This is a genomic window from Chitinophaga silvisoli, assembly GCF_003412465.1.
Classification (GTDB): Bacteria; Bacteroidota; Bacteroidia; order Chitinophagales; family Chitinophagaceae; genus Chitinophaga; species Chitinophaga silvisoli.
Genome location: NZ_QTJV01000006.1, coordinates 81,084 through 106,149, shown reverse-complemented (window position 1 = coordinate 106,149; position 25,066 = coordinate 81,084). Strand labels below are relative to the sequence as shown.

Sequence of the window (25,066 nt, the reverse complement as noted above, 5' to 3'; positions counted from 1 at the left end):
CGATGGAAAACTTACTAAGAGAATTAAAGGATAATAATATCGTCATTTCATTAAAAGAGAAGGACCTCAAAATCAAATTTAATGGACCTCAATTGCCCGCCAGTATCCTTGAAAAACTGAAGAACAACAAGGTCCAGCTCATAGAATACCTGTCCCGTCTCAATACTGAAGACCCCGGGCAGCACATCCTTCCTGCCAATGAACGTGCATATTACCCTTTATCGTCCTCTCAGCGCAGGTTATGGATCCTCAGCCAGTTCGAAGACGGCAATATTGCCTACAACATACCCGGCACATTTGTATTTGAAGGTGCCCTCCAAACCTCCGCTTTAGATTATGCATTTAAAGCCCTGGTAGCCCGTCACGAAATCCTGAGAACCGTATTCCGTGAAGATGAAACCGGCGAAGTAAGACAATACATCCTTGCTGCCAATGCCGCAGATTGTAATATCTTCTACCAGGACCTGCAGCATGAAACCGATCAGGATACACAACTCCGTCATCTCGTACAGCAGGAGTTTATCAAGCCCTTTGACCTCGCCGCAGGTCCGCTCATCAGGATCAGCGTATACCAGGTCACTCCCAACAAGTGGACTTTCGTATACGTACTCCATCATATCATCACCGATGGCTGGTCCATTGACTTGCTCAATAAGGAACTGCTGATCCTGTATACTGCCTTCTCCAAAAAGGAAGACAACCTGCTGCAACCCCTGAGAATTCAGTTCAAAGACTACGCAGTATGGGAACAGGAACTCCTGAAAGCCCGTTCACTAAACGGACACAGAGACTATTGGTTACAACAGTTTGAAGGAGAAATACCCGTACTGGATCTATACGGCGATCACCCCAGGCCCGCAGTAAAGACCTTTAATGGAAGTAGCATCAGCACTAACATCAATGAAAAGATCAGCACAGTATTAAAACTCCTGGCGCGCGAACAGGGAGGCACCTTGTTTATGTCCCTGCTGGCATCCGTGTATACATTGTTATATAAATATACCGGGCAGGAAGACATCGTGATCGGTAGCCCCATCGCCGGCAGAGGACATATTGAACTGGAAAACCAGATAGGTTTCTATGTCAATACCCTGGCACTCAGAACAAGGTTCAATGCAACTGACAATTACCAGCGCTTATTTCAACAGGTGAAAGAAGTGACCATGGCTGCCTATTCTCATCAGGTCTATCCATTTGATGAACTGGTTAGTGAACTCGATTTTCAGCGCGACCCGGCCCGCAGTCCCTTGTTTGATGTAATGGTGGTATTGGCCAATACAAAAATCAGTAACAATAACAGTACAGAAGAATACCCCGAAGAAATAAAGATCAGCGGCGACAGGAGATGGGAACGCGTGATTAGTAAATTCGACCTGACCTTCAATTTTGCAGAAGTTAGCGAAGGCCGGATTCACCTGAGCCTGGAATATAACAGTGATATCTACGATCGCAGTACCATCGAAAGAATGCTGCTCCACTTTAAGCAGTTACTCGGAGAAATTACCACGGCCCCTGCCAACCCGCTATCAGAACTGGGCATGCTTACAGCAGAAGAATTACCATTGCTGGTCAGCCGGTTTAACAACACCGCAGTAGCGTTGCCTGCCAATAAAACAGTGCTGGATTTATTCAATGAGCAGGTCAATCATACACCTGGTAATATCGCACTCAGTTTTCAGCAACAAACCCTCACGTATCAGGCATTGGATGAACTTTCTGATCAATTGGCCGCCCATTTGAAAGCAGTCCACACGCTTCAGAACGGGGATCTTATCGGCCTCAGATTCGATCGTGGTGAGAAGATGGTAGTAGCCATGCTGGGCATTCTAAAGGCCGGCTGTGCTTACATTCCATTAGATACAGAATACCCTGTGGAAAGAATAGACTACATCGTTGCGAATAGTGGCTGTAAATTACTGCTGGATGAAAGCATTTTTAATGAGCTTAATACACCGGCAGAAAAATACCATCACAAGCCTGATCCTAAAGCCCCTGCTTACGTGATCTACACTTCAGGATCCACCGGTACACCCAAAGGTGTGAAAGTGTCTCACTTGTCCCTCCTTAATTACATTACCTTCCAGCGTTCGAATTTTAACATCAGCAATGAAGAAAATATACTTCAGTTCTCCAGTATCTCCTTCGATGCCTCTGTAGAACAAATCTTTCTGGCCCTTACAAGTGGTGCATGTCTGACAATAGCAGATAAAGAGACCCGGACAGATCCTGCTTTGTTAGCCGCCCTCATAGAAGAGCAGGGCATTACGCATGTACACATGTTCCCCGGCATGCTGAAATTATTGCCGGTTAAAAAATACTCCCGCCTTCGCCGTGTTGTCTCCGGTGGTGACAGGTGCCCGAAAGAACTGGCACAGCAATGGAGCCAATACTGTGACTTTTATAATAAGTATGGCCCCACAGAAACCACCATCTCATCCATAGAATTACATTATAATCCTGATAAGACCTACAATGAAATTCTCCCTATTGGTTATCCAGTCGCCAATACAAGCATTTATATTTTAAACACGGCAGGTACCTTGCAACTTATGCCCATCGGTATCCCAGGTGAAATATGTATTGGTGGTACCGGCGTAGCTGCCGGATATATCAATGATCCATCCTTAAGCGCACAGAAGTTTATTGCCGATCCTTTCAAACCCGGGCACAGCATTTATCTGACCGGTGATAAAGGAAGATGGCTGCCCGATGGTACCATTGAATTCCTGGGAAGAATAGATCATCAGGTGAAAGTTAACGGGCATAGAATTGAACCCGGTGAAATAGAACGTGTGCTCGAAAAGCATCCTGATATCAAAGCTGCCGTTGTCATTCCCATTCAAAATAAAGGAGAAATCAGTGGTCTGGCAGCCTATTTCCTTGCAGATAAACAGCTGAAATCCGAAGAAGTACGTGCTTTCATTGCCAGTGGTTTACCGGCTTACATGATTCCCCATTACTTCATGCAGTTGGAAGCCTTCCCATTAACTCCCGGTGGTAAGATCGACAGGAAGCGTTTCCCCGAACCTGCCGGAATGGAGGATGGGCTGCAATACATTTCCCCTAAAAACGAAGCACAACAAGTGCTCACCGGTGTGCTGCAGGAAGTGTTAAGGAAAGAGCGGATCGGCCTCCAGGACAATTTTTACCTCCTCGGAGGGGATTCCATCAAAGCCATCCAGGTGGTATCGCGCATGAAGCAGAGAGGATACAGCCTGAAGGTAAACGACCTCTTACGCTATCCCGATCTGAAAGACCTTTCAGAGAGGATCACAGCTTCAAAAAACGTCATCAGCCAGTCAGCAGTAAGTGGAACTGTTCAACTCACACCCGTTCAAAACTGGTTCTTTCAGCAGCATCATGGCAATGAACACTATAACCAATCCGTATTATTATGGAAGAAAGGTGGTGTGTCTGTCGCTGCCCTGGAAAGAATTATAGCAGAATTGCTGCGGCACCACGATATGCTGCGTGCTGTTTATAATAACCAGGCACAGGAAATAAAGCCTGTATCAGAAATAAACAGTCATGTCTTCGTTACTGACCTGAGAGGCATTGCCAACTGGGAAGAACAATTAGATCAAAATACATTGCAGGCGGGCTTCCCCCTGGATAAAGGCCCCTTATTCAGAGCAGGCGTATTCCACAAAGAAGAAGGCGATTTTGTATTGCTGGTTTGTCATCACCTGGTGGTAGATGGCGTGAGCTGGCGTATTATCCTGGATGACCTGCGTTTATTATACAATCAATACGAAGAAGGTATCGCATTCAAACTCCCTTCCAAAACTGATTCCTTCCAGAAATGGGCTGCTTTGCAACACGAGCGTGCCCTGAATGAACGCCTGATGATGCAGGACATGCAGTACTGGTCAAACCTGAGTGCTGCTGCCGTTACCCCTCTCTCTCCCGGGGGCATTAATAAAGCGAAAGACATTCAATCTGTTTCTTTCTCACTCAGCGCAGATATCACGACCGCTTTACAGGGTCCCATCCACGAAGCATACAATACCAATATCAACGATGTGTTGCTGTCAGCATTGGGCCTCGCATTGCAGGACGTATTCCGGCTCAGCCGCTTCTTTGTACTCCTGGAAGGTCATGGTAGGGAAGACATATTTCCTGATACAGATATTACCCGTACCGTAGGCTGGTTCACGACCATGTTCCCTATTTTACTGGATTTGAAAGAAACCGCGCAAATTGAAAACCTGGTCCACACCAAGGATATGCTTCGTCGCATTCCTAACAAGGGTATCGGCTATGGCATGCTTCGTTATGCAGATCCTGCCGGTATTAAATACGCTATACAACCTGATATTGTATTCAACTACCTCGGTGACTTCGATCAGAGCACCGGTGTCTCTGAAAATAAAGATCAATTCGAAATGTCTGCTTATCGCCATGGTGCAGATATCAGTCCTGACATTATCTACGATTGGCGTATCTCCGTCACCAGCATGATCGTGCAGGGAAAGCTGCACACCGATATCAGGTACGGCAGTACCTTGTTCACAAAAGATAGCATAGACCAGCTGAAATCTTCTTATGAAAACAGGCTCCGCGATCTCATCGAAGCCCTGTCCCACACTCCGGAAAAACATATTACCCCCGGCGATTTTAGCTACCCGGAATTAAGTACTACCGAACTCGCATCCCTCCAGGAGCAGGGAATGGTGCAGGATGTATACCAGCTCTCCCCATTGCAGGAAGGGATATATTATCACTGGTTGTCCGCCCCGGAGAGCACTACCTATGTAGAACAGCTGTCATACCGTATTCATGGATCTCTGGATATCCAACTCCTGGAAGCCGCATTCTATAGTATTGTGGAAAGACATGATGTGCTCCGCACCAATTTCACGCACGAATACGGAGGCAAATTACTACAGGTAGTCAGGAAAGAGATGAAGACAGGGTTCACCTACAATGAAGGAATTGACGCAGCCGTCAAAGATGCCGGCCGCACGCAGGGCTTTGATCTGCAAACCTCCGCCCTGATGCGCCTGACGGTGTATAAACTGGATACGGATCAATATGAATTTGTATGGACACACCACCACATCCTGATGGATGGCTGGTGTGCCGGCCTCCTCATAAAGGAATTCTATACCATCTATCGCGAAGGAATCTCATCGCTCCCTGCTCCCCGCCCTTACCGCGACTATATCCACTGGTTACAACAACACGATAAATGGCAGTCACTCGACTTCTGGAGCAATTATCTCAATGGTGTTACAGACACGGTGATGGTGCCCTTCAGGAATGCCGGTAACACTGCTTATAATGTCCGCCAGCAGCGAATCTCACTGGATGAATCAACGACAGACCTAATCCGGAAGATCTGCTGGAACAATGGGGTCACTGAAAATACTTTCATGCAATCGGTATGGGGGGTGCTGCTGGCTAAATACAACGGTGTGACTGATGTCGTGATGGGTACCGTTGTCTCAGGTCGTCCCGGGGAACTGGATGGGGTCGAAGAAATGATCGGCTTGTTTGTAAATACTATTCCTGTCAGGATCAGCTTTGAACCCGGTACAGGTTTTACCAGCCTCCTGAAACAGTCCCATGCCGCAGCTATTGAAGCCGTGCCGCATCACTATGTATCGCTTTCTGAAATCCAGAACAGGAGTTTGCAGGGTAGAAGCCTTGTCAATCACCTCATCGTTTTTGAAAACTATCCTATCCAGGAAATGCTGGAAGAAGAACTGGAATCCGGTGAATCAACAGGTGAGCATCTCCGCATTATGTCCATGGACAGCCAGGAACAGACAAACTATCCGTTTAACGTAATCATAGCGCCCGCAGCACAGCAACTGGATCTTATCTTTAACTATAATGGCAATGAATACGATGATTCCGCTGTAAGCCTTATCGGCACACATCTGAAAGAACTGATCCGGGCATTTGTTGCTAATCCTGAACAGGATGTTACGACTGCCAGTTTCCTTGACAGCAACAGTAAAGACCAGATCCTCAATTCTTTTAACGCTACTGAGACTGACTATCCCCGTGATGCTACGATCACCGCACTGTTTGAGTGGCAGGTGACACAAACACCGGAGAAGACAGCGCTGGTCTTTGGCGAAAATCGCTTCACCTACAATGCCCTCAATAAATTAAGTAATCGCTTATCCGATTACCTCCGCAGCGAACATGCAATTGCAAATAATGACCTGGTCGGTATCCGTTTAGAGCGTAGTGAATGGGTAATTATATCCGTGCTTGCTATCCTGAAAGCCGGTGCAGCCTATGTGCCGGTAGATCCGGAATACCCTGCTGAACGTGTCGCGGATATGCTGAGTGATTGCGGTACCCGCGTAGTCATAGATGAGGCATTTATACAGGGATTCCTGCAGACTGCTAACCAGGAAGAAAATATCCCGGTGGCCATTTCAGCCAATGACCTCGCCTATATTATGTATACATCCGGTTCTACCGGCCGCCCGAAAGGAGTCATGGTCGAACATCGGGCAGTAGTACGACTGGTAAAGAACACTGAGTTCGTAGCATTAAGCGGACACGAAGTAGTGCTGTCCACCGGTGCCTTATCATTTGATGCGACTACCTTTGAATATTGGAGCGCCCTGCTGAATGGCGGTTGCCTGGTGTTATGCCCACAACATGTACTGCTTGAACCTGCTGCTTTATCACAGTTAATGCAAACAGAAAAAGTAGATACCATCTGGTTCACCGCAGGCTGGCTGCATCAGCTGGTAGACGGTGATCTTTCTCTTTTCGCCGGACTCCGCACCCTGCTCGCAGGTGGTGATCGTTTGTCTCCCGTCCATATTGCAAAGCTGCGCAGTCATTACCCTGATCTTAAAATCATCAATGGTTACGGTCCTACAGAAAATACCACCTTCTCACTGACCTACGATATTGCGGAAGTATCCGGCAATATCCCTGTAGGCCGCCCCATTAGCAATAGCTACGCTTATATTCTTGATGACAGGCAACAACTCTTGCCAATTGGTGTGGCTGGTGAAATCTGTGTAGCAGGCGATGGCTTATCCCGCGGATACCTGCATCGCCCCGAACTGACGGCAGAGAAATTTGTAGCCAACCCATTCCGTCCCGGAGAACGTATGTACCTGACCGGCGATCTGGGTCGCTGGCTGCCGGAAGGTAATATAGAATTCCTGGGTCGTAAAGACGAACAGGTTAAGATCCGTGGCTATCGTATTGAATTAGGTGAAATAGAAGCGGTGCTCCAGACACATGAAAGTATCTCATCTGCAGTTGTCATAGCCCGTGAGCAGGCAACAGGAGAGAAGGAGCTGGTAGCCTACATCACAGGTCCCGAAGCCCTGACGATCGCAGCAATTCGCCAATACCTGGGTGAACGCCTGCCGGCATATATGCTGCCTGCCCACTTTGTACAGCTGGATGAACTCCCATTGACTCCAAATGGTAAGGTAGATAGGAAACGCCTCCCGTCTCCCGAAGGACAGGACATGGACAGCGGCGTACAATACATCGCTCCCCGCAATGAAAAAGAACAGGCACTGGTAGCCGTATTTGAACAGGTATTACACAAACAGCCCATCGGCATCCAGGATAATTTCTTTGTACTCGGTGGCGATTCCATCAAGTCTATCCAGATTGCTTCCCGCTTAAAACAACGCGGTTACCGTGTTTCAATCCAGGACATTCTCCGTTATCCGGAGATTATCAATCTCAGTCTCCACGTACATGTGGCTAGCCGCGTAGCAGACCAGGGAATTGTAACCGGCCTCGTTCCATTAGGGCCAGTTCAATCCTCTTTCCTGGCAGAAGGTACAGCAGCGTATAAACATCATTTTAATCAGTCTGTCTTACTAAAAGGTAATCCCCGCATTGATGAAGCCGGCCTCGCAAAAGCCCTGTCCGCATTAGTTCTGCATCACGATGCATTGCGAATGGTATATAGAAATACCCCTGATGGCTGGGAACAGGAAAACCTGGGCGCTGATCAGGGCTATCACCTGGAAGTGCATACTACCAATGACCCGCTGCCATACTACGAATTACTCCAGTCAGGCTTTGACCTTGCAAATGGCCCATTACTGCGTGCCGGCTTATTCCATGGTGAAGATGCAGACCGCCTGCTGCTGGTCATTCATCACCTGGTTGTCGATGGTGTCTCCTGGCGTATTTTGCTGGAAGACCTCAGCTCCTTATATGGCCAGCATATCCTGGGTGTACCATTCTCTTTACCACAAAAAACAGATTCCTTCCAATACTGGCAACAGCAATTGCGCGCTTATAATGTAGCGCATGAACTTCCTTACTGGTCTGAACTGGAATCACATACATTGCCTGTATTCCCCGTTGATACCCCGGATGGCACAAACCTGGTCAGAGATGCAGTCGCTGCTTCTTTTGTGCTGGAAGAGGAATTGACTACCGCCCTCCGGCACCATTGTTACAAAGCTTATCGCACAGAGATCAATGATATCTTACTGGCAGGACTCGCCCTTTCCTTAGAGGAAGTTTTCGGCCTGTCACAGGTCGGCATCCGGATGGAAGGTCATGGTCGGGAAGATATTGGAATGGATGTAGATGTGAGTCGTACCGTAGGCTGGTTCACCACCCTGTACCCGGTAGTGCTGGAAATGGGGTATACAGACCGTATAGCGCAACTTGTAGGTGTGAAGGAACGCTTGCATAGAATTCCACAGAAAGGGCTGGGATACGGCTTATTACGCCATTTATCCGGCCTTGACTACAGGATGCAGCCAGCCCTTAGCTTTAACTACCTGGGCGACTTTGGCAGCAGCGTAGTGGCGGATGACAAAGAAGAATATTTTACCTATACAGGCGAAGCCCGTGGCCATGAATTCTCCCCGCTGCTGGAACGCGATGTATTGCTGGCAGTCTCTGGCCTGATGGCCGGCGGTCGTTTGCAGCTTAGTTTTACCTATAGCAGGCAGCAATACGAAGCATCCACGATAAATAATTTATTATCTGCTTATCGCCGTCACCTGGAAGCGCTGATCACTCAACTGAGCCAGGAAACGAAAGAACACCTGAGTCCTGTCGATCTTACCTACAAGGAATTGCAGGTATCAGAACTGGCCCAACTCACAGAAAAAATTGAAATAGAAGACCTCTACCCGCTAAGCCCCCTGCAGGAAGGTCTTTACTACCACTGGAGCAGCTATACAGATGCTGCCGCCTATTTTGTACAGATGAGTTACCGCATCCGTGGGGAATTAAACATCCGGCTGCTGGAACAGGCCTACCAGCTCCTGGTTGACCGCCACGCCATTCTCCGTACCTTCTTTACAGAGAATTTAGGTGACACCTTATTACAGGTAGTGCAAAAGAATGTAAAAGGAGATTTTCATTATCAACTTATAAATGGAACTCCGGAAGAAATGGTAACAGCATACCGCGCTACCGATCGATCCCGTGGTTTCAACCTGCATACTGGTTCGCAAATGCGCCTGGCTATCCTGGATCTGGGAGAAGATACCTATGAGTTCATCTGGAGCTTCCATCATATTCTCATGGATGGCTGGTGTGGCAGTATCCTCATCAAAGAATTCTTTGAACTATACTATGGACTGCTGCAAGGCCAGTTGCCCGAACTCAAACCCGTACATCCTTATTCCGCTTATTTCGAATGGCTGGCAAAGCAAAATAAGGTAGCCACACTTGCATACTGGAAAAAATATCTGTCAGGCTACGAGTCACTAAGCACCCTGCCTTCAAAGAATATAGCAGCTGATACTGTCTTCCAATCACAAAAGCAGTCCTTATTTGTAGCTGGAGACATCCGCACAGGCCTCCGTGATCTCTGCGCGGATCTCGGTATCACCGAAAGCTCCTTTGTCCAGGGCATCTGGGGTACCCTGCTGGGCAAATACAACAATACCGATGATGTGATATTCGGTGCTGTCGTAGCAGGCCGTCCCGGCGATGTCGCTGGTATTGAAGACATGATTGGTCTCTTTATCAACACTGTACCCGTGCGCATCCGCTTCAATGATTCCAGTACGGTGAAAACCCTCTTGCAGGATGTACAAAAAGGAAGTATTGAAAGCACCAGTCATCACTACGTGCAACTGGCAGAAGTACAGGGCGAAAGTGAACTGGGCAGGAACCTGTTTGATCATATCCTGATCTATGAAAACTACCCGGTACAGGATATGCTGGGCTCCGGATCAGCCAGTGAAGAGCAACCCCGCCTTTCATTGATTAGCGCCAATGTTGTAGAACAAACAAACTATGACCTTACCATCGTTGTCCTTCCAGGAGAATCCCTCGAAATCCGTTTTATATACAACGCCAACCGCTACGATGAAGACCTCATCTCACGTATAAGCAAACACTTTTATACCCTCATCACGCAGGCTGTCCAAAATCCCGGTAAAGCCGTTCGCGATCTGGCCATGCTGGATCATGATGAGCAATATCAACTCATCCATGGTTTTAATAATACTGCCACCGCATACGAAGCGGATGGCAGCATCCTCGCACTTTTCGATCGTCAGGTAAATAATCACCCTGATGCTGCGGCCCTCTTGTTTAATAACAATACGATGAGCTATGCAGACCTGGATGCCCATGCCAATCGCTTCGCCAATTTCCTGCATAAAAACTATGCATTACAACAAGGTGAGCTGGCAGCAATCCTGCTGGAACGGAGTGAATGGATGATTATTACTATTTTAGGAATTCTTAAAACGGGTGCTGCCTATCTGCCTATTGATCCCTCTTACCCGAAGAAGAGGATTGATTATATGCTGGAGGATAGCGCCTGCAAATTGCTGATAGACCATCATGTCCTGGCGCACTTCCAAAACACAGCAGCTGAATATAACAATGTTGTTGAAGCAGCTGCATCCAAACCCACTGACCTGGCTTATGTAATTTATACATCCGGTTCCACCGCTGCTCCTAAAGGCTGTGCCATCACACATGGCAGTTTGTATAATTACATTCAATGGGCCACCTCCTGGTATTTTACAGCACTTCCCTGTTTCGGTTTATTTACATCCCTCTCATTCGATCTTACCATCACCAGCATTTTCTGCCCCCTGACTACAGGAGGCCGCCTGGAGGTATTCGGTCCGAACGAAGAACTGGCAGCTATTCTTCAATATAGTTTTAGCCCGGATAGTGGTATTAACAGCATCAAACTGACCCCTTCCCATATCAGTATCCTGGAACACCTGGACCTTAGTTCTTCTACGATGGAAGTCGCGATCGTAGGCGGAGAAGAAGTTACGCCGAAGCATGTATCCATCCTGAAAAAAATAAATCCGCATATCAGGGTCTATAATGAATATGGTCCTACCGAAGCTACAGTGGGTTGTATCGTCAAAGAGCTGGAAGAGAATACCCCTGTTTTGATCGGTCAGCCTATCGCCAATATGTATATCTACATCCTGGACAAGCATAATGACCTTAGCCCCATAGGAGTGCCTGGCGAATTATACATCGGTGGTGCCCAGTTAGCCGCTGGTTATCTGAACAATCCTGCACTCACCGATAAAAAATTCCTGCCTGATCCGTTCCGGAACAATGCACGCATCTATAAAACAGGTGACCTCGCCGAATGGCTGCCAGATGGTGATATCAGGTTCCTGGGCAGGAATGATGACCAGGTGAAGATCCGCGGCTACCGCATCTCCCTCGGTGAAATTGAAACAGCTTTATTAGCTTATCCAGGTATCAGCACCGCTGCCGTTATAGCCAGCGGCGCAGACAATGCCGATAGAAAACTGGTCGCCTACTTCGTTTCAACTAATAATGAAACTGCAGATGGAATCAGGGAATTTATGATGGCCGGTTTCCCTGCTTATATGATCCCTTCCCATTTTGTACAGATGGAAGAGATCCCACTTACCGTAAATGGTAAGATCGACAGAAGGCGCTTACCTGCACCGGGAGAATCTTCTACCGAAGCATATGTAGCCCCCCGCAATGAAAAAGAACAACAGCTGGCAGCCGTATTTGAAGAAGTGTTGAAGAAACGCCCTGTCAGCATCCAGGATAATTTCTTTATACTCGGCGGCGACTCCATCAAGTCCATCCAGTTAGTATCCCGCTTAAGGAAACGTGGCTATCAACTGAGCATCAAAGATGTGATGCGCTATCCAATACTGTCAGATCTGGCATTGCATATCAGGACTGTCACCCGCACAATTGACCAGCATACAGTAGAAGGACTTGTTGACCTGGGACCTATCCAGATTGCCTTCCTGGAAAGTAATGCTCCTGAAAAGCATCATTTCAACCAGTCCGTATTGCTGAAGAGCAGTACCCCCATCCATGAAACCGCCCTTAGACAGGCACTGTCAGCATTGGTAATGCATCACGATGCTTTACGGATGGTGTACAGGCAAACTCCTGAAGGCTGGCAACAGGAAAACCTGGGCATTGCACAAGGCTATCACCTGGAAGTACTCGATACCAACGAACCACTTCCATATTACGAACAACTCCAATCCGGCATTGACCTTTCAAACGGTCCATTACTCAGGGCCGGCCTGTTCCATGATCGCCTGCTCCTGGTAATCCATCACCTGGTTGTAGATGGGGTGTCCTGGCGGATCCTGCTGGAAGATCTCAGTGCTCTATATGATCAGTTTACCCAGGGCCTTCCTTTCTCCTTACCACAAAAAACTGACTCCTTCCAATACTGGCAACAGCAATTGCGCAAGTATAATACTACTAATGAAGAAGCTTACTGGGCAGAGAAAGCCGCCCTTCCTTTACCTGCATTCCCCCTTGATCATCAGGATGGCAGCAATTTTATTAAAGACACTGTATCCTCCTCATTTGTACTGGATGAGCAACTCACGGCAGATCTCCAGCATCATTGCTACAAAGCCTATCGCACGGAAATCAACGATATCCTGCTTAGCAGCCTGGCCCTTGCTATAGAAGATACCTTCCGGATTCCCCGTGTTGCCATCCAATTGGAAGGCCACGGTCGTGAAGACATCGGGATAGATGTAGATGTCAGCCGTACTGTAGGCTGGTTTACGACCTTATATCCTGTAATAATTGATATGGGTTATAAAAACCAGATCGAACAGTTAGTAAGCGTAAAAGAACAACTTCACCGCATTCCTAACAAAGGTATCGGCTATGGTGTACTGCGCTATCTGAAAGGGCATGCTTACAATATTGCACCCGCTGTTAACTTTAACTATCTGGGTGATTTTGGCAGCAATGTCTCCAATGCAGATAGCAACAACTTCACCTACGCCAATGAAGCCCACGGCCGTGATTTCTCCCCATTGATGGAACGTGATGTACAGCTGGGTGTATCCGGCATGATAGCTGCAGGCCGCCTGCAACTCACATTCACCTACAGTGATCAGCAGTACAAAGCAGCTACCATCGCATCTCTCTTATCCGCATATCGCCGTCACCTGGAAACGCTGATCAGAGAACTGAGCCAGGAAAGCACAGAACATTTGACCCCTGTAGATCTAACATACAAAGGTTTACAGATCGCCGAACTCGCTGAATTAAGCACCCGCTATACTATAGAAGACCTCTACCCACTCAGTCCGCTGCAGGAAGGTCTCTACTATCATTGGGCTACCAACCCGGAAGCCGCTGCTTATTTCGAACAACTCAGCTATCGCATCCGTGGTCAGCTGAATGTTCAGCTATTAGAACAAAGCTACCAGCTCCTGGTAGCCCGCCATGCCATCTTACGCACCTTATTTACTGAACTGCTCTTACAGGTAGTGCAAAAGAATGTAAGCGGCATCTTTAATTATGAAACAATAAATGAGAACGACGTAATTGCTTATAGAGATAAAGACCGCTCTCTCGGATTCGACCTTCACAACGGTTCCCAGATGCGCCTGACTGTATTGGGTCTCGGCGATGATACCTACGAATTCATCTGGAGCTTCCACCACATCCTTATGGATGGCTGGTGTGGCAGTATCCTCATCAAAGAATTCTTCCAATACTACCACGCACTTTCTCAGGGCATTAACCCGGACCTCAAACCAGTATACCCATATTCCACCTATTTCAACTGGCTCGCCCGGAAAGATAAGGCTGCAACATTGGCCTACTGGCATACCTACCTGCAGGGCTATGATACCATCGCCAGCCTGCCCCGCACTGCAAGTGCTACCGGCAGGCCATACGAAGGGCAAAAAAGATCCCTCTACCTGGAAGGTCCTGTGAGAAAAGGAATCAGCCAGCTCTGTGCACAGATTGGTATCACGGAAAACACCTTTATTCAGGTAATGTGGGGCATCCTGCTCAGCAGGTATAACGATACCGACGATGTAGTATTCGGCACTGTGGTATCCGGCCGTCCACCTGAAGTGGAAGGCATTGAAGAAATGATCGGCCTCTTTATCAATACCATTCCTGTAAGAGTAAATCTAAAGGACAATGCTTCCATAAAAGAAACCCTGCAATCCGTACAACAAAGCAGTATTGAAAGCACCAGCCATCACTATGTGCAGTTGGCCGAAGTACAGTCGCAAAGTGAACCAGGCAGGAACCTGTTCGATCACATCCTCGTGTTCGAAAACTACCCTGTACAGGAAGTGGTTGAGAAGAGCGTGGAAGACAACCAACAGTTCTCCCTACTTTCTTTCAATAACTTTGAACAAACCAACTACGACCTCTCAATAGTGATCATCCCGGGAGATGTGATGGACATTCAGTTCAGCTACAATACCAATTGTTATGAACCTGCACAAATAGAACGGCTCACACATCACCTGTTCAACCTGATTGCACAAGCTGTAGAAAACCCGGCCGGCACCATCAGCCAGCTCAGTTACATCAGTAAAGATGAACAACACCAATTAATAGAAGCAGCTAATAATGCCCTGGTTGATTATCCCCGTCATCAAACAATTATTGGTCTCTTTGAAGAACAGGTCGCAATGTTCCCCGCAAACATTGCAGTAGTATATGAAGACAGGCAGCTCAGCTACGCGGCCCTCAATGAAGTGGCCAACCAGTTAGCTCACTACCTCAAACAAAACTACGAAGTGCATCCTGATACCCTGATCGGTATCTGCCTGGAACGCAGTGAATGGATGGTGATCAGCATCCTCGCCATACTTAAGGCTGGTGCTGCCTATGTGCCTGTTGATCCCGATTACCCGGCAGAACGTATTGACTACATCCTGGAAGACAGTCAGTGCAAAGTGATGATAGACCAAAAAGAACTGAACCTGTTCAGGGAACAACAGGATGCTTATTCCAAAGAGAATCCTGTAATCACCGCAGGGCCTGCATCCCTGGCCTATGTGATCTACACATCCGGTACAACCGGGAATCCCAAGGGCACATTGATCCAGCATAACAACGTAGTCCGCCTTTTTACCAACGATGCCCCATTATTTGATTTCGATGAGCATGACAGCTGGACCATGTTCCATTCCTATTGCTTCGACTTCTCTGTATGGGAAATGTATGGTGCCTTACTGGCAGGAGGCAGACTCATAGTGGTGCCTTCTCTGACTGCAAAAGATCCGGCTGCCTACCTGAATTTATTGAAACAGCAGGGCATCACCATCCTGAACCAAACGCCTTCCTCTTTCTATAATTTAATCAGGCAGGAATTTGAAACTGAAGATGCTGCATTGCAAGTCCGCTATATCATATTCGGCGGAGAAGCCCTCAGACCCGGCAAACTCGCTGCCTGGAAAAACAGGTACCCATCTACCCGCCTGATCAACATGTACGGCATCACGGAAACCACCGTGCATGTGACCTACAAAGAAATTGGTCAATACGAAATTGACAACGATATCAGCAACATAGGCAAACCTATCCCGACCCTCAGCTGCTATATCCTTGACAGGAATCAATCACTACTGCCTGTCGGTATCCCCGGCGAATTATATGTAGGCGGTGAGGGTGTATGCCGCGGCTACCTCAATAAGGAAGAGCTGACCGCCCAACGATTCATCTCCAGTCCATTCCGCGCCGGCGAACGACTTTACAAAACCGGCGATAAAGTCAGAATGCTGGAAAATGGTGAAATGGAATACTTCGGTCGCATCGATGACCAGGTGAAGATCCGTGGGTACCGCATAGAACTGGGAGAAATAAAGAGCGCTATCCAAAGCCGTCAGCATATAGCAGCTGCCGAAGTCATTGCCCGCAGCGGCGCTGAAGGAGAAGTGAACCTGATCGCCTACATCGTCAGCAAAGAATTGCTGAACGTTGCAGACCTGCGCTATCACCTCAGCACCCGCATACCGGAATATATGGTGCCCGCCTACTTCGTTCAGCTGGATAAACTCCCCCTTACATTCAATGGTAAAGTAGATAAGAAACGCCTGCCTGATCCCGATGGGATGGTCATGGATTCCGGTGTTCAATATATCGCCCCACGCACTGAAACAGAGCGTGAAATGGCGGCACTCTTTGAATCCGTGTTGAACCGCCAGGAGATAGGTGTGAAGGATGACTTCTTTAGCTTAGGCGGCGACTCCATCAAATTACTCCGCCTGCTCTCTGCCATTCGTAAGCAACTTAACGTAAGACTGCACATAGCAGATGTCTATAAGAATAGCACGGTCGAAGCCATCTCCCTGCACATCGATCAATACGCTGACGAAATAGTTCGGAATACAAGTACCGCCCGGGAAAATGAACAGGCGGTAAGAACAGCGCTGAACGAATTACGTGACCGTATCCTCTCATCAGGCAATACTGAAAACATGGAAGATGTATTCCCAATGAGCCCGATCGAGAAAGGCATGATCTTCGAATCCTTACTCAATCCGCAATCCGGCATCTACCATGACCAGATGGTGAACCAGGTATCCCTGCCTGATTTCTCTTTTGAAAGATTACAACACGCACTTACACTCCTGGTAGAAAAACATCCTATCTTAAGAACAGGATTTAATCTGGGTGATTATGAAACTGAAGTACAGATCGTGTATAAAAAGATCACCCTGCCACTCAGCTATGAAGACATCTCCACATTGACAGGCGACGAACAGCAAAGACTCGTCAGTGATTTTACTGCATCCGAACTCAAACATCCTTTCAATGTATTTGTAGCACCTTTATGGCGGATCACCCTATTCAATATTGGGAAAGGTCACTTCGTCTTCGCCTTCCAGGTACACCACGCCATCATCGATGGATGGAGCTATGCTTCTCTTATGACGGAGCTGACAGACCTCTACTTTAAACTGGGTGAAGAGCCTTCCTACAAACCAATACCATTAAAATCCAGTTACAAAGACTTTATCATCCAATATGAAATAGATAAAAAGAATCACACCATCATCGATTTCTGGAAATCCGAATTAGCCGACCAGGTGAAACCAGATCTCTTTGCAGATGAATACAGGAACGATACCTTCTACGTACACCTGAATGCTGAACTGGAACAGGAACTGGATAGAACTGCCGCCGCTTTAAACACCAGTGTGAAAGTCATCACACTCAGCGCCTGGCTCTATCTCCTGAAGACACTCAATTACCGCCAGCAGGTGACGGTAGGCCTCGTGACGAGCAACAGGCCCGATTGCGAAGACAGCGATAAAGTATTAGGTTGCTACCTCAATACCATTCCATTAAAACTGGATGTTTCCCCTGCGGAACAATGCTCCGCACATATCCAGGCTGTAGACCGGAAAATCACCAGCCTGAAAGAATATGAACGCCTGGGCCTGATGGACATCGTGCAGTTGCAGGAAAAAGATAGGGTAGTAGGGAATCCATTATTTGATGTCATCTTCAACTACGTTGACTTCCATATTTACGATAGCCTGCAGAACAATGTTCAGCGCCCCCGGGAAGAAGGAACACCGGTATTCTCCCAGGGAAGGGATATGACAAACACCTACCTCGACCTCAGCATCAACCGCACAGGCGGCAGGTGCAGAGTAAGAGTGCACCTGGCAAGGAAACTCAAAGCAGGATTCTCTGCCCATAAAATAGGACAACTCTATGTAGACATCCTGGAAAGGATGGTCGCCGATCCTGCCCGGCCATTACATCACTTAAATGCACTGGCACAGGAGGAAATGCAGCAAATGCAACATGCCTATCACCCGGAAAAAAAGAATACCACCTTCCTCGATCTCTTCAATACACAGGTGAAAACAAACCCGGATCACATTGCCCTGGTATTTGAAAATACCACTGTCACCTATCGTGAACTGGACGAGAAAACAAATCGCTTTGCCAGGTACCTCGCCGATGTACACGATGTACAACCCAGAGACCTTGTAGGTATCATGCTCGAAAGAAATGAATGGCTCATCATTGCCATGCTGGGCATTCTGAAAGCAGGAGCCGCCTACGTGCCCATCGATCCTGATTATCCGCAGGAGCGTATTGAATACATTGTAAGCGATAGCAATTGCCGCGTACTGGTAGATGAAGAAGACCTCAATCAATTCAAAAGTACCCAGTCTGATTTATCTGCTGCCAGCATAGGCATCAAATCACTGCCTGAAGACCTGATTTATATGATCTATACATCCGGGTCCACCGGCAAACCGAAAGGGGTGATGCTTGCACATAGTAATATAAGCGCATTTGTGCACTGGTGTAAAGAGGAATTCGCTCAAACGAAGTTCGATATCGTATATGCCGAAACCTCTGTATGCTTTGACCTTTCTGTATACGAGATCTTCTATACACTCTCCGCAGGGAAGAAAATGAGAATCCTGAAGAATGCCTTCTCCATACCTGATTACCTGCCATACGATGAGAATGTATTGTTAAATACCGTTCCCAGTGTATTCGGTGCCGTACTGAGTCATAGAACCGATCTCGGTAGTGTAACAGCTGTCAATTTCTGCGGTGAGCCATTGACCGAAAAGCATATCACTAACCTTAACTTTGAAAAGATCGAAGTAAGGAATCTCTATGGCCCCACGGAAGATACCGTCTACAGCACTGTATTCCGTATAAGAGATAAGCACAATATCCTGGTAGGTAAACCGATCACAGGTACTGCCATCTATTTCCTGGATGAAAGTGGCTTTGCACTGCCAGCAGGTGTAATGGGCGAGATGTACTTGTCAGGAGCGGGCGTAGCCCGTGGCTACTATAAAAAAGAAGCCCTTACTGCAGAAAAGTTCCTCAGCGATCCATTCCGTTCAGGTGAAAGAATGTACCGCACAGGTGATCTGGGCAGATACCTCCCGGATGGAAATATCGAATTCTTTGGTCGTATGGATGACCAGGTCAAGATCCGCGGCTATCGCATTGAACTCGGTGAAATTGAAAAGGTATTAGAATCACACCATGCAGTAGGCACTGCCAAGGTACTCGCATTCACCAATGCACAGGGCGATAAGGAACTTGCCGCTTATATCGTGGCAAATGAATCTCTGACAATTACCGAACTAAGGGCTTATCTGAATCATATCCTTCCTGCCTATATGGTGCCGGCACACTTCGTTCAGCTGGATGCCTTCCCACAAACCCCTAATGGTAAACTGGATAAAAAGAAACTGCCCCCCCCTGAAAGCCTTGGTATGAATAGCGGGGTCACCTACATCGCGCCGCGCAATGAAAAGGAAAAGCAATTGGTGGCAGTGTTTGAAGAGGTGTTAAAGAAACAACCCATCGGCATCAGCGACAACTTCTTTACCCTGGGTGGTGACTCTATCAAGTCTATCCAGGTTATTTCCCGCTTAAAACAAAAAGGTTTATCACTTACCATCCAGGATGTGCTGCGCTATCCTGAAGTGGGTGAACTGGCCGCACATATTACGGTCAATACACGGATCCCTGAGCAGGGTGTCATCACTGGCATAGTGCCACTCGGCCCCGTGCAGGCATGGTTCCTGGAGCATGCTTCCAATCACTATAACCAGTCAGTATTGCTGGAAAGCATTGCGCCAGTAAATGAAGCTGCCCTGCGAGCTGCCTTATCTGCTTTGGTACTGCACCACGATGCCTTGCGAATGGTGTTCAAACACAGCAGCGAAGGATGGCAACAGCAGAACCTTGGAGCAAAACAGGGCTATCACCTGGAAGTGCACAATACGAACCATCCACTCCCTTACTACGAACAGCTCCAGGCAGGCATTGACCTGGAACAGGGACCATTACTCCGGGTGGGCTTATTCGGCAATCGCCTGTTGCTGGTGATCCATCACCTTGTAGTAGACGGCGTATCATGGCGCATCCTATTGGAAGACCTCAGTACCCTGTACAGTCAATACATCCAGGGCATTCCATTCTCCCTGCCACAGAAAACCGACTCCTTCCAATACTGGCAGCAGCAATTGCAGCATTACAATACGGCAAGTGAGGAAATCTACTGGTCAGAGCAGGCATCCATATCTTTGCCTGCATTCCCACTGGATTATCCCGATGGCACCAATAAAGTAGAAGATACCGTTACCAGCTCTTTCCGCTTAGATGAAAAACAAACTACTGCCTTACAACATGAATGCTATCATCCTTATCATACGGAGATAAACGATATCCTCGTAGCTGGCCTCACACTCGCTATCAAAGATATCTTTGACCTGCACCGCATCGCGGTTAAAATGGAAGGACATGGTCGTGAAGATATCGGCACTGACATCGACACCAGTCGAACCGTAGGCTGGTTTACTACCATGTATCCTGTCGTACTGGAACCCGGCAACGTAGCGCCGACCGATCAGTTGCTCAATATAAAAGACCAGCTTCACCAGGTACCGAACAAGGGCATTGGCTACGGCGTACTGCGTTACCTGCAGGGGAAAAACTATTCGCTGGAAGCCCCCGTTAGCTTCAACTACCTCGGCGATTTTGGAAAGGAAATCTCAGGTAACAAAGGAGAAGAATTGTTCCGCTACGTACCCGGCTATCATGGCGCTGACTTCTCCCCACTACTGGAAAGAGATGTGCACCTGGCTGTATCAGGCATCATTGCAGGAGGCCGTTTGCAGATCTCCCTCAGTTATAGCAAAGAGCAATATGACGAAGCGACTATCTCCAGCTTACTTGCCCGCTACCAGGAACATCTGGTACACCTGATCGCTGAATTAAGCACAGCAGAAAGAGTACAGGAAGTATCAGGCAATCAGTACTATTATCTCGCAGACTGGGGCCCTAAAGGCTCGCAGGTACAGCTGGTCAGCGATAGCATCAGTATGGATCCTGAACAGTTTAAAACAGCCGTTTACAGGCTGGCAGAACGGCATGAGAGCCTGAGAACGGTCTTTGTCAGGAAGAACGATAGGATCCTTGCTCATATTCTGCCTCTCCAGGACCTGCATCTCAACATCCAGGTAGCCCCTGAATCAGCTGGCAACGATGAGCAATTCGATCAGTATACAGCGCCGCTCTGGTCCGTGAAACTGCATCCACAACCGGATGGCAGCAGTAAAGTATCATTCGCCTTCGACCATGCTATCACCGATGGTTACTCTACCGGCATCCTCTTAAAAGAACTGAATCAACTTTATCAAAATACAGCCCTGGAACCGCTGCCATTCCAATACAGCGACTTTACAAACTGGCAGCAAAACTTCCTGCAATCTGCTGATGGCCGGAAACATCGTCAATACTGGTCAGAAAGACTGAAAGCCTTTAATCCGCATCCAAACATCGGCACCCGCAGTGATACGCATGGTACAGACATCGCTTTGGCCATCCACGGCGATCTGTTCCAGGACCTGAAACAATTCGCTGCCGCAAACGGACTCACCCTCAATATCATTCTCATGGGTGCACTCTTCCGTTTGCTTCATGAGCTCAGCGGACAAGACGATCTCACCATCGCTACTACCAACTCAGGCAGGGATATTGAACACCTCGATGTCAGCAATATCATCGGCTGCTTTGTAAATATCCTGCCTGTCAGAACCCTGGTGAGTGCCGGCATCCAAAAATTAAAAGACGATTACCTGAATGACCTGCAGTATAAAGCATATCCATTCCGGGAAATAGTAGAACAGCATCCGGCGCTTACACCTGATCCTGACTTACTCAATAACTTCTTTTTCTTTAACTATCATAACTACGATCGCCTCAGGGAAAAAGATCACCTGCTCAGCCCATCCGAAATAGGTGGCTATGCGAAAGTGATCCCCAGAACGAAGAAGGACGCAGGCCTGGATATCATGGAATACAAAAATTGTCTGCTCCTTCGCTTTGTGTTTAACGTCGTGTCTTTCCACCGTGCAGAAGGCACGCATGTGGGAGATCGATACCTGAAAAATTTAAAAGAAATCATATACGCCATCTAAAACACCAGAGATAAACTGAAGAATTATGAAACGAATGTTGCAAATAGTAGCCCCCCTGATAGGTAAGGCGGGAATACTAAAATATAGTCTGCTTGGCATTCTATCTGGCTTGTGTGGTTTCCTGTTCATGAACATGGTCACCCGGGTAATCGGATTACTCATCGCAGGCAAACTCACTGGTGTAAGCAAGGAGTACATCATTATTTTCGCCGGCATCATCCTCATGTTCATCTGGGTCAGAAGAACATTGTCTCTCACCATCATTAACCTCTCCCAGAACCTTTTCTGGAGAATGAGAAGCGAGATCCTGGCCCTGATCCTGAATGCCAGCTACGAACAGCTTTCCAAAAGAAAAGATAATATCAACACGGCCATCCTGCACGATGTGAATGTGCTGACCAGTGCTTCCTTTTCCATTATCGAATTCTTTTCTGCCATCATCCTCACCCTGGCCTGCCTGATCTATATGTCCACCATCTCGCTGTTGCTGCTTGCTATCACGATGTGTGTCGCTATCACAGGGGTCACGATCTATTACTTTTCCGCAAAGCGGAACAACCGCATGTTCCAGGCCTCACATAAACTGGAAACCCGCTTCCAGAAGTACTTCAAGGCTATCCTCGACGGCTTCAAGGAAATTTACATGGAACCCAGGAAAGGGAAAGATATCTACCAGCTCAAAGTGAGGAGCATAGGCGTAGAGTCGCGCGATAATAACAAGGCCGCCTATATCGGCTACCTGAATAACCAGATCACGGGGCAGATCCTCTTCTACATCCTGATCTCCACTGTATTGTTGTATTTCAGTTTTGTGCTGGGAATAAAAGCTGCAGATGTGGTAAGCTTTGTCTTCACCCTCCTGTATCTCCTGAGTTCTATCGAAGTGATCATGGTGCTCCTTCCTGCCATTATGCGCGCCAAGGTAGCCGCCACACACCTCATGGACCTCAAAGATGAACTGGACCAGGCGAACTTCGATAACCCGGTTCCGGATAAATTCTACACCAAGGATGAGTTCTCCAATATCATCGTTGAAGACCTGGAGTTTAATTACACCTCCACTGAAAATGGCTTTAAAGTTGGCCCCATCAATTTCTCCCTTCGCAAAGGTGAAACCGTTTTTATCTATGGTGGCAATGGTAGTGGTAAGACGACTTTCGTCAATTCTATCCTGGGCCTCATAAAGCCCTCAGCCGGCAGGATCCTGTTCAACGAAGTGCCCCTGACGGAAGACAATTACCCTGAATACAGAACGCTTTTTTCCGTTGTGTTCAGTGATTTCTACCTCTTCGATGAAATCTATGGCAATGATCATATCAATATAGATAAATGGCATTACTACCTGGAACTCTTCGAAATCCAGGGCAAGGTGACATTGGAAGGCAATGCCTTTTCTACATTGGAACTCTCTACCGGACAGCGAAAGCGGCTGGCCCTGATCGCCGCCCTGCTGGAAGAAAAGCCTGTGGTTGTAATGGACGAATGGGCCGCCGATCAGGATCCTTATTTCAGGAAAAAATTCTATACGGAAATCATTCCACTGTTAAATAAACAAGGCATTACCATCCTGGCCATCACCCACGATGAACGATATTATCACTGTGCAGATCGCCTCTACAAGATGGATTATGGCAAACTAACAGAAGAAAAAGTGAATGTCTTTGAAACCATTGCTATCTCGTGATACCTTAAAAATCTCGTGAAACCATTACCCTCAATATTTATCAGACCATGCATACTATCCTCAATAAAATCCTGGAGAATAATTCCCTCCTGGATAGAAAAAAAGTTAAACGGGTCGTTTTAGTCTATGCACAGAAACTGTTTTACATCGGTGACACCTGTTTCATGCTGGACAATATCAAACCCTGCAATTCTTTTTTTGCAAAGGCAAAGATAGATTTAAGCTTCACCCCTGATGACAAGAACCTTGCTGGCCTGCAGGCGTTAATTAAAAATAACCCATATGCCAACAGTGTCACCATCTCTGAATGGGAAGAGCTGCCCCTGGAGGAATACGATGTCGTATTCTGTGCCATGTCCGACGAAGCAAAATTTCTTTCTGTAGTAGAACAAAAATATGGTGCATTACTGGCCGAAGGAAAAATGCACACAGCCTTCTTCTCGCTCAGTAAGAACTTTATCTACCCTGTAGACCGTGGCGTAGCCGTTTTCCCCGATTATCCTGAGCTGGTAAGTTTCCTGAAAGAAGGTAAGGAAGAAATCGTACATGAATTGTATATCTCAGCTGAAGAAAAGGATTGGGCAAATCAATGGTATGAAGCCCAGGGCGTAAAAAATGAGGAAGAGCTCTACATAGTATTTGATTCCGCCTCTATGCGCAGCAAGGTGCTCCGGATTGATACCTATTTCCGCACCCTGCATTGGTTGTTGTCAGGAGAAAAGGCCCGCGTACTGATGATCTGCGAAAACATTGCTGAAAAGAAAGCTTTATATACCGAATGCCTGGGCGAAAAGATCGTATCAAAGATCATATTCGCCAACCGCCAGGGACTTCGGAAAGACATCGTACTCATGAGCGCCGACTGTGTAAAGATGATCTTTGGCCCCTGCACAGGACTGCTGCACTGCGCTTCTGGCATCTACAATTATTTTACAGCCAACGGTATGCCTGCCCATAAGGTGCCACTAATTATTACTTATACCGGCCGGTACCCACATGCAGTAGAAAACGCCTATTTCTGGTGGGGCAATTCGCCGCTGGTAAATTGTCTGCTGATGAAAAATTTCTCAGGCAAACCACAACTTTGCGTTCTGAACGAGCTGGATGAGCACGAAAAAAGAGAGACGGCAAACGTCCTGGAATGTAAAGATTACAGCGCTGAGATGCTGACGGATTTTATTGGAAAAAGATTACATGCTGCATACGCTTACTAAATTTTATCCAC

At 47.4% G+C, this 25,066-nt stretch carries 3 protein-coding genes; all 3 read left to right on the top strand.

The window, feature by feature from the left end:
- Nucleotides 1-2 precede the first annotated feature (2 nt).
- Genes DXN04_RS16205 through DXN04_RS16195 form a run of 3 tightly spaced genes read left to right on the top strand, consistent with a single transcriptional unit; the run spans nucleotide 3 to nucleotide 25,055 of the window.
- Entirely contained in the window at nucleotides 3-22,157 is a 22,155-nt protein-coding gene (locus tag DXN04_RS16205) for a non-ribosomal peptide synthase/polyketide synthase (protein ID WP_116854429.1), read from the top strand.
- 25 nt (nucleotides 22,158-22,182) lie between these two features.
- Nucleotides 22,183-23,841 carry a cyclic peptide export ABC transporter gene (locus DXN04_RS16200; protein WP_116854428.1) on the top strand — a complete coding sequence of 553 codons (1,659 nt, stop codon included), beginning with the start codon at nucleotides 22,183-22,185 and terminating at the stop codon, nucleotides 23,839-23,841.
- Nucleotides 23,842-23,888: 47 nt separating this feature from the next.
- On the top strand, nucleotides 23,889-25,055 hold the full coding sequence (locus tag DXN04_RS16195) for a hypothetical protein (protein WP_116854427.1): 1,167 nt from the start codon (nucleotides 23,889-23,891) through the stop codon (nucleotides 25,053-25,055).
- Nucleotides 25,056-25,066: the final 11 nt, after the last annotated feature.

Bases quoted from the DNA above. Each gene is read 5' to 3' on its own strand.
- DXN04_RS16205 (WP_116854429.1), top strand. From the start codon at position 3: ATGGAAAACTTACTAAGAGAATTAAAGGATAATAATATCGTCATTTCA.
- DXN04_RS16200 (WP_116854428.1), top strand. From the start codon at position 22,183: ATGAAACGAATGTTGCAAATAGTAGCCCCCCTGATAGGTAAGGCGGGA.
- DXN04_RS16195 (WP_116854427.1), top strand. From the start codon at position 23,889: ATGCATACTATCCTCAATAAAATCCTGGAGAATAATTCCCTCCTGGAT.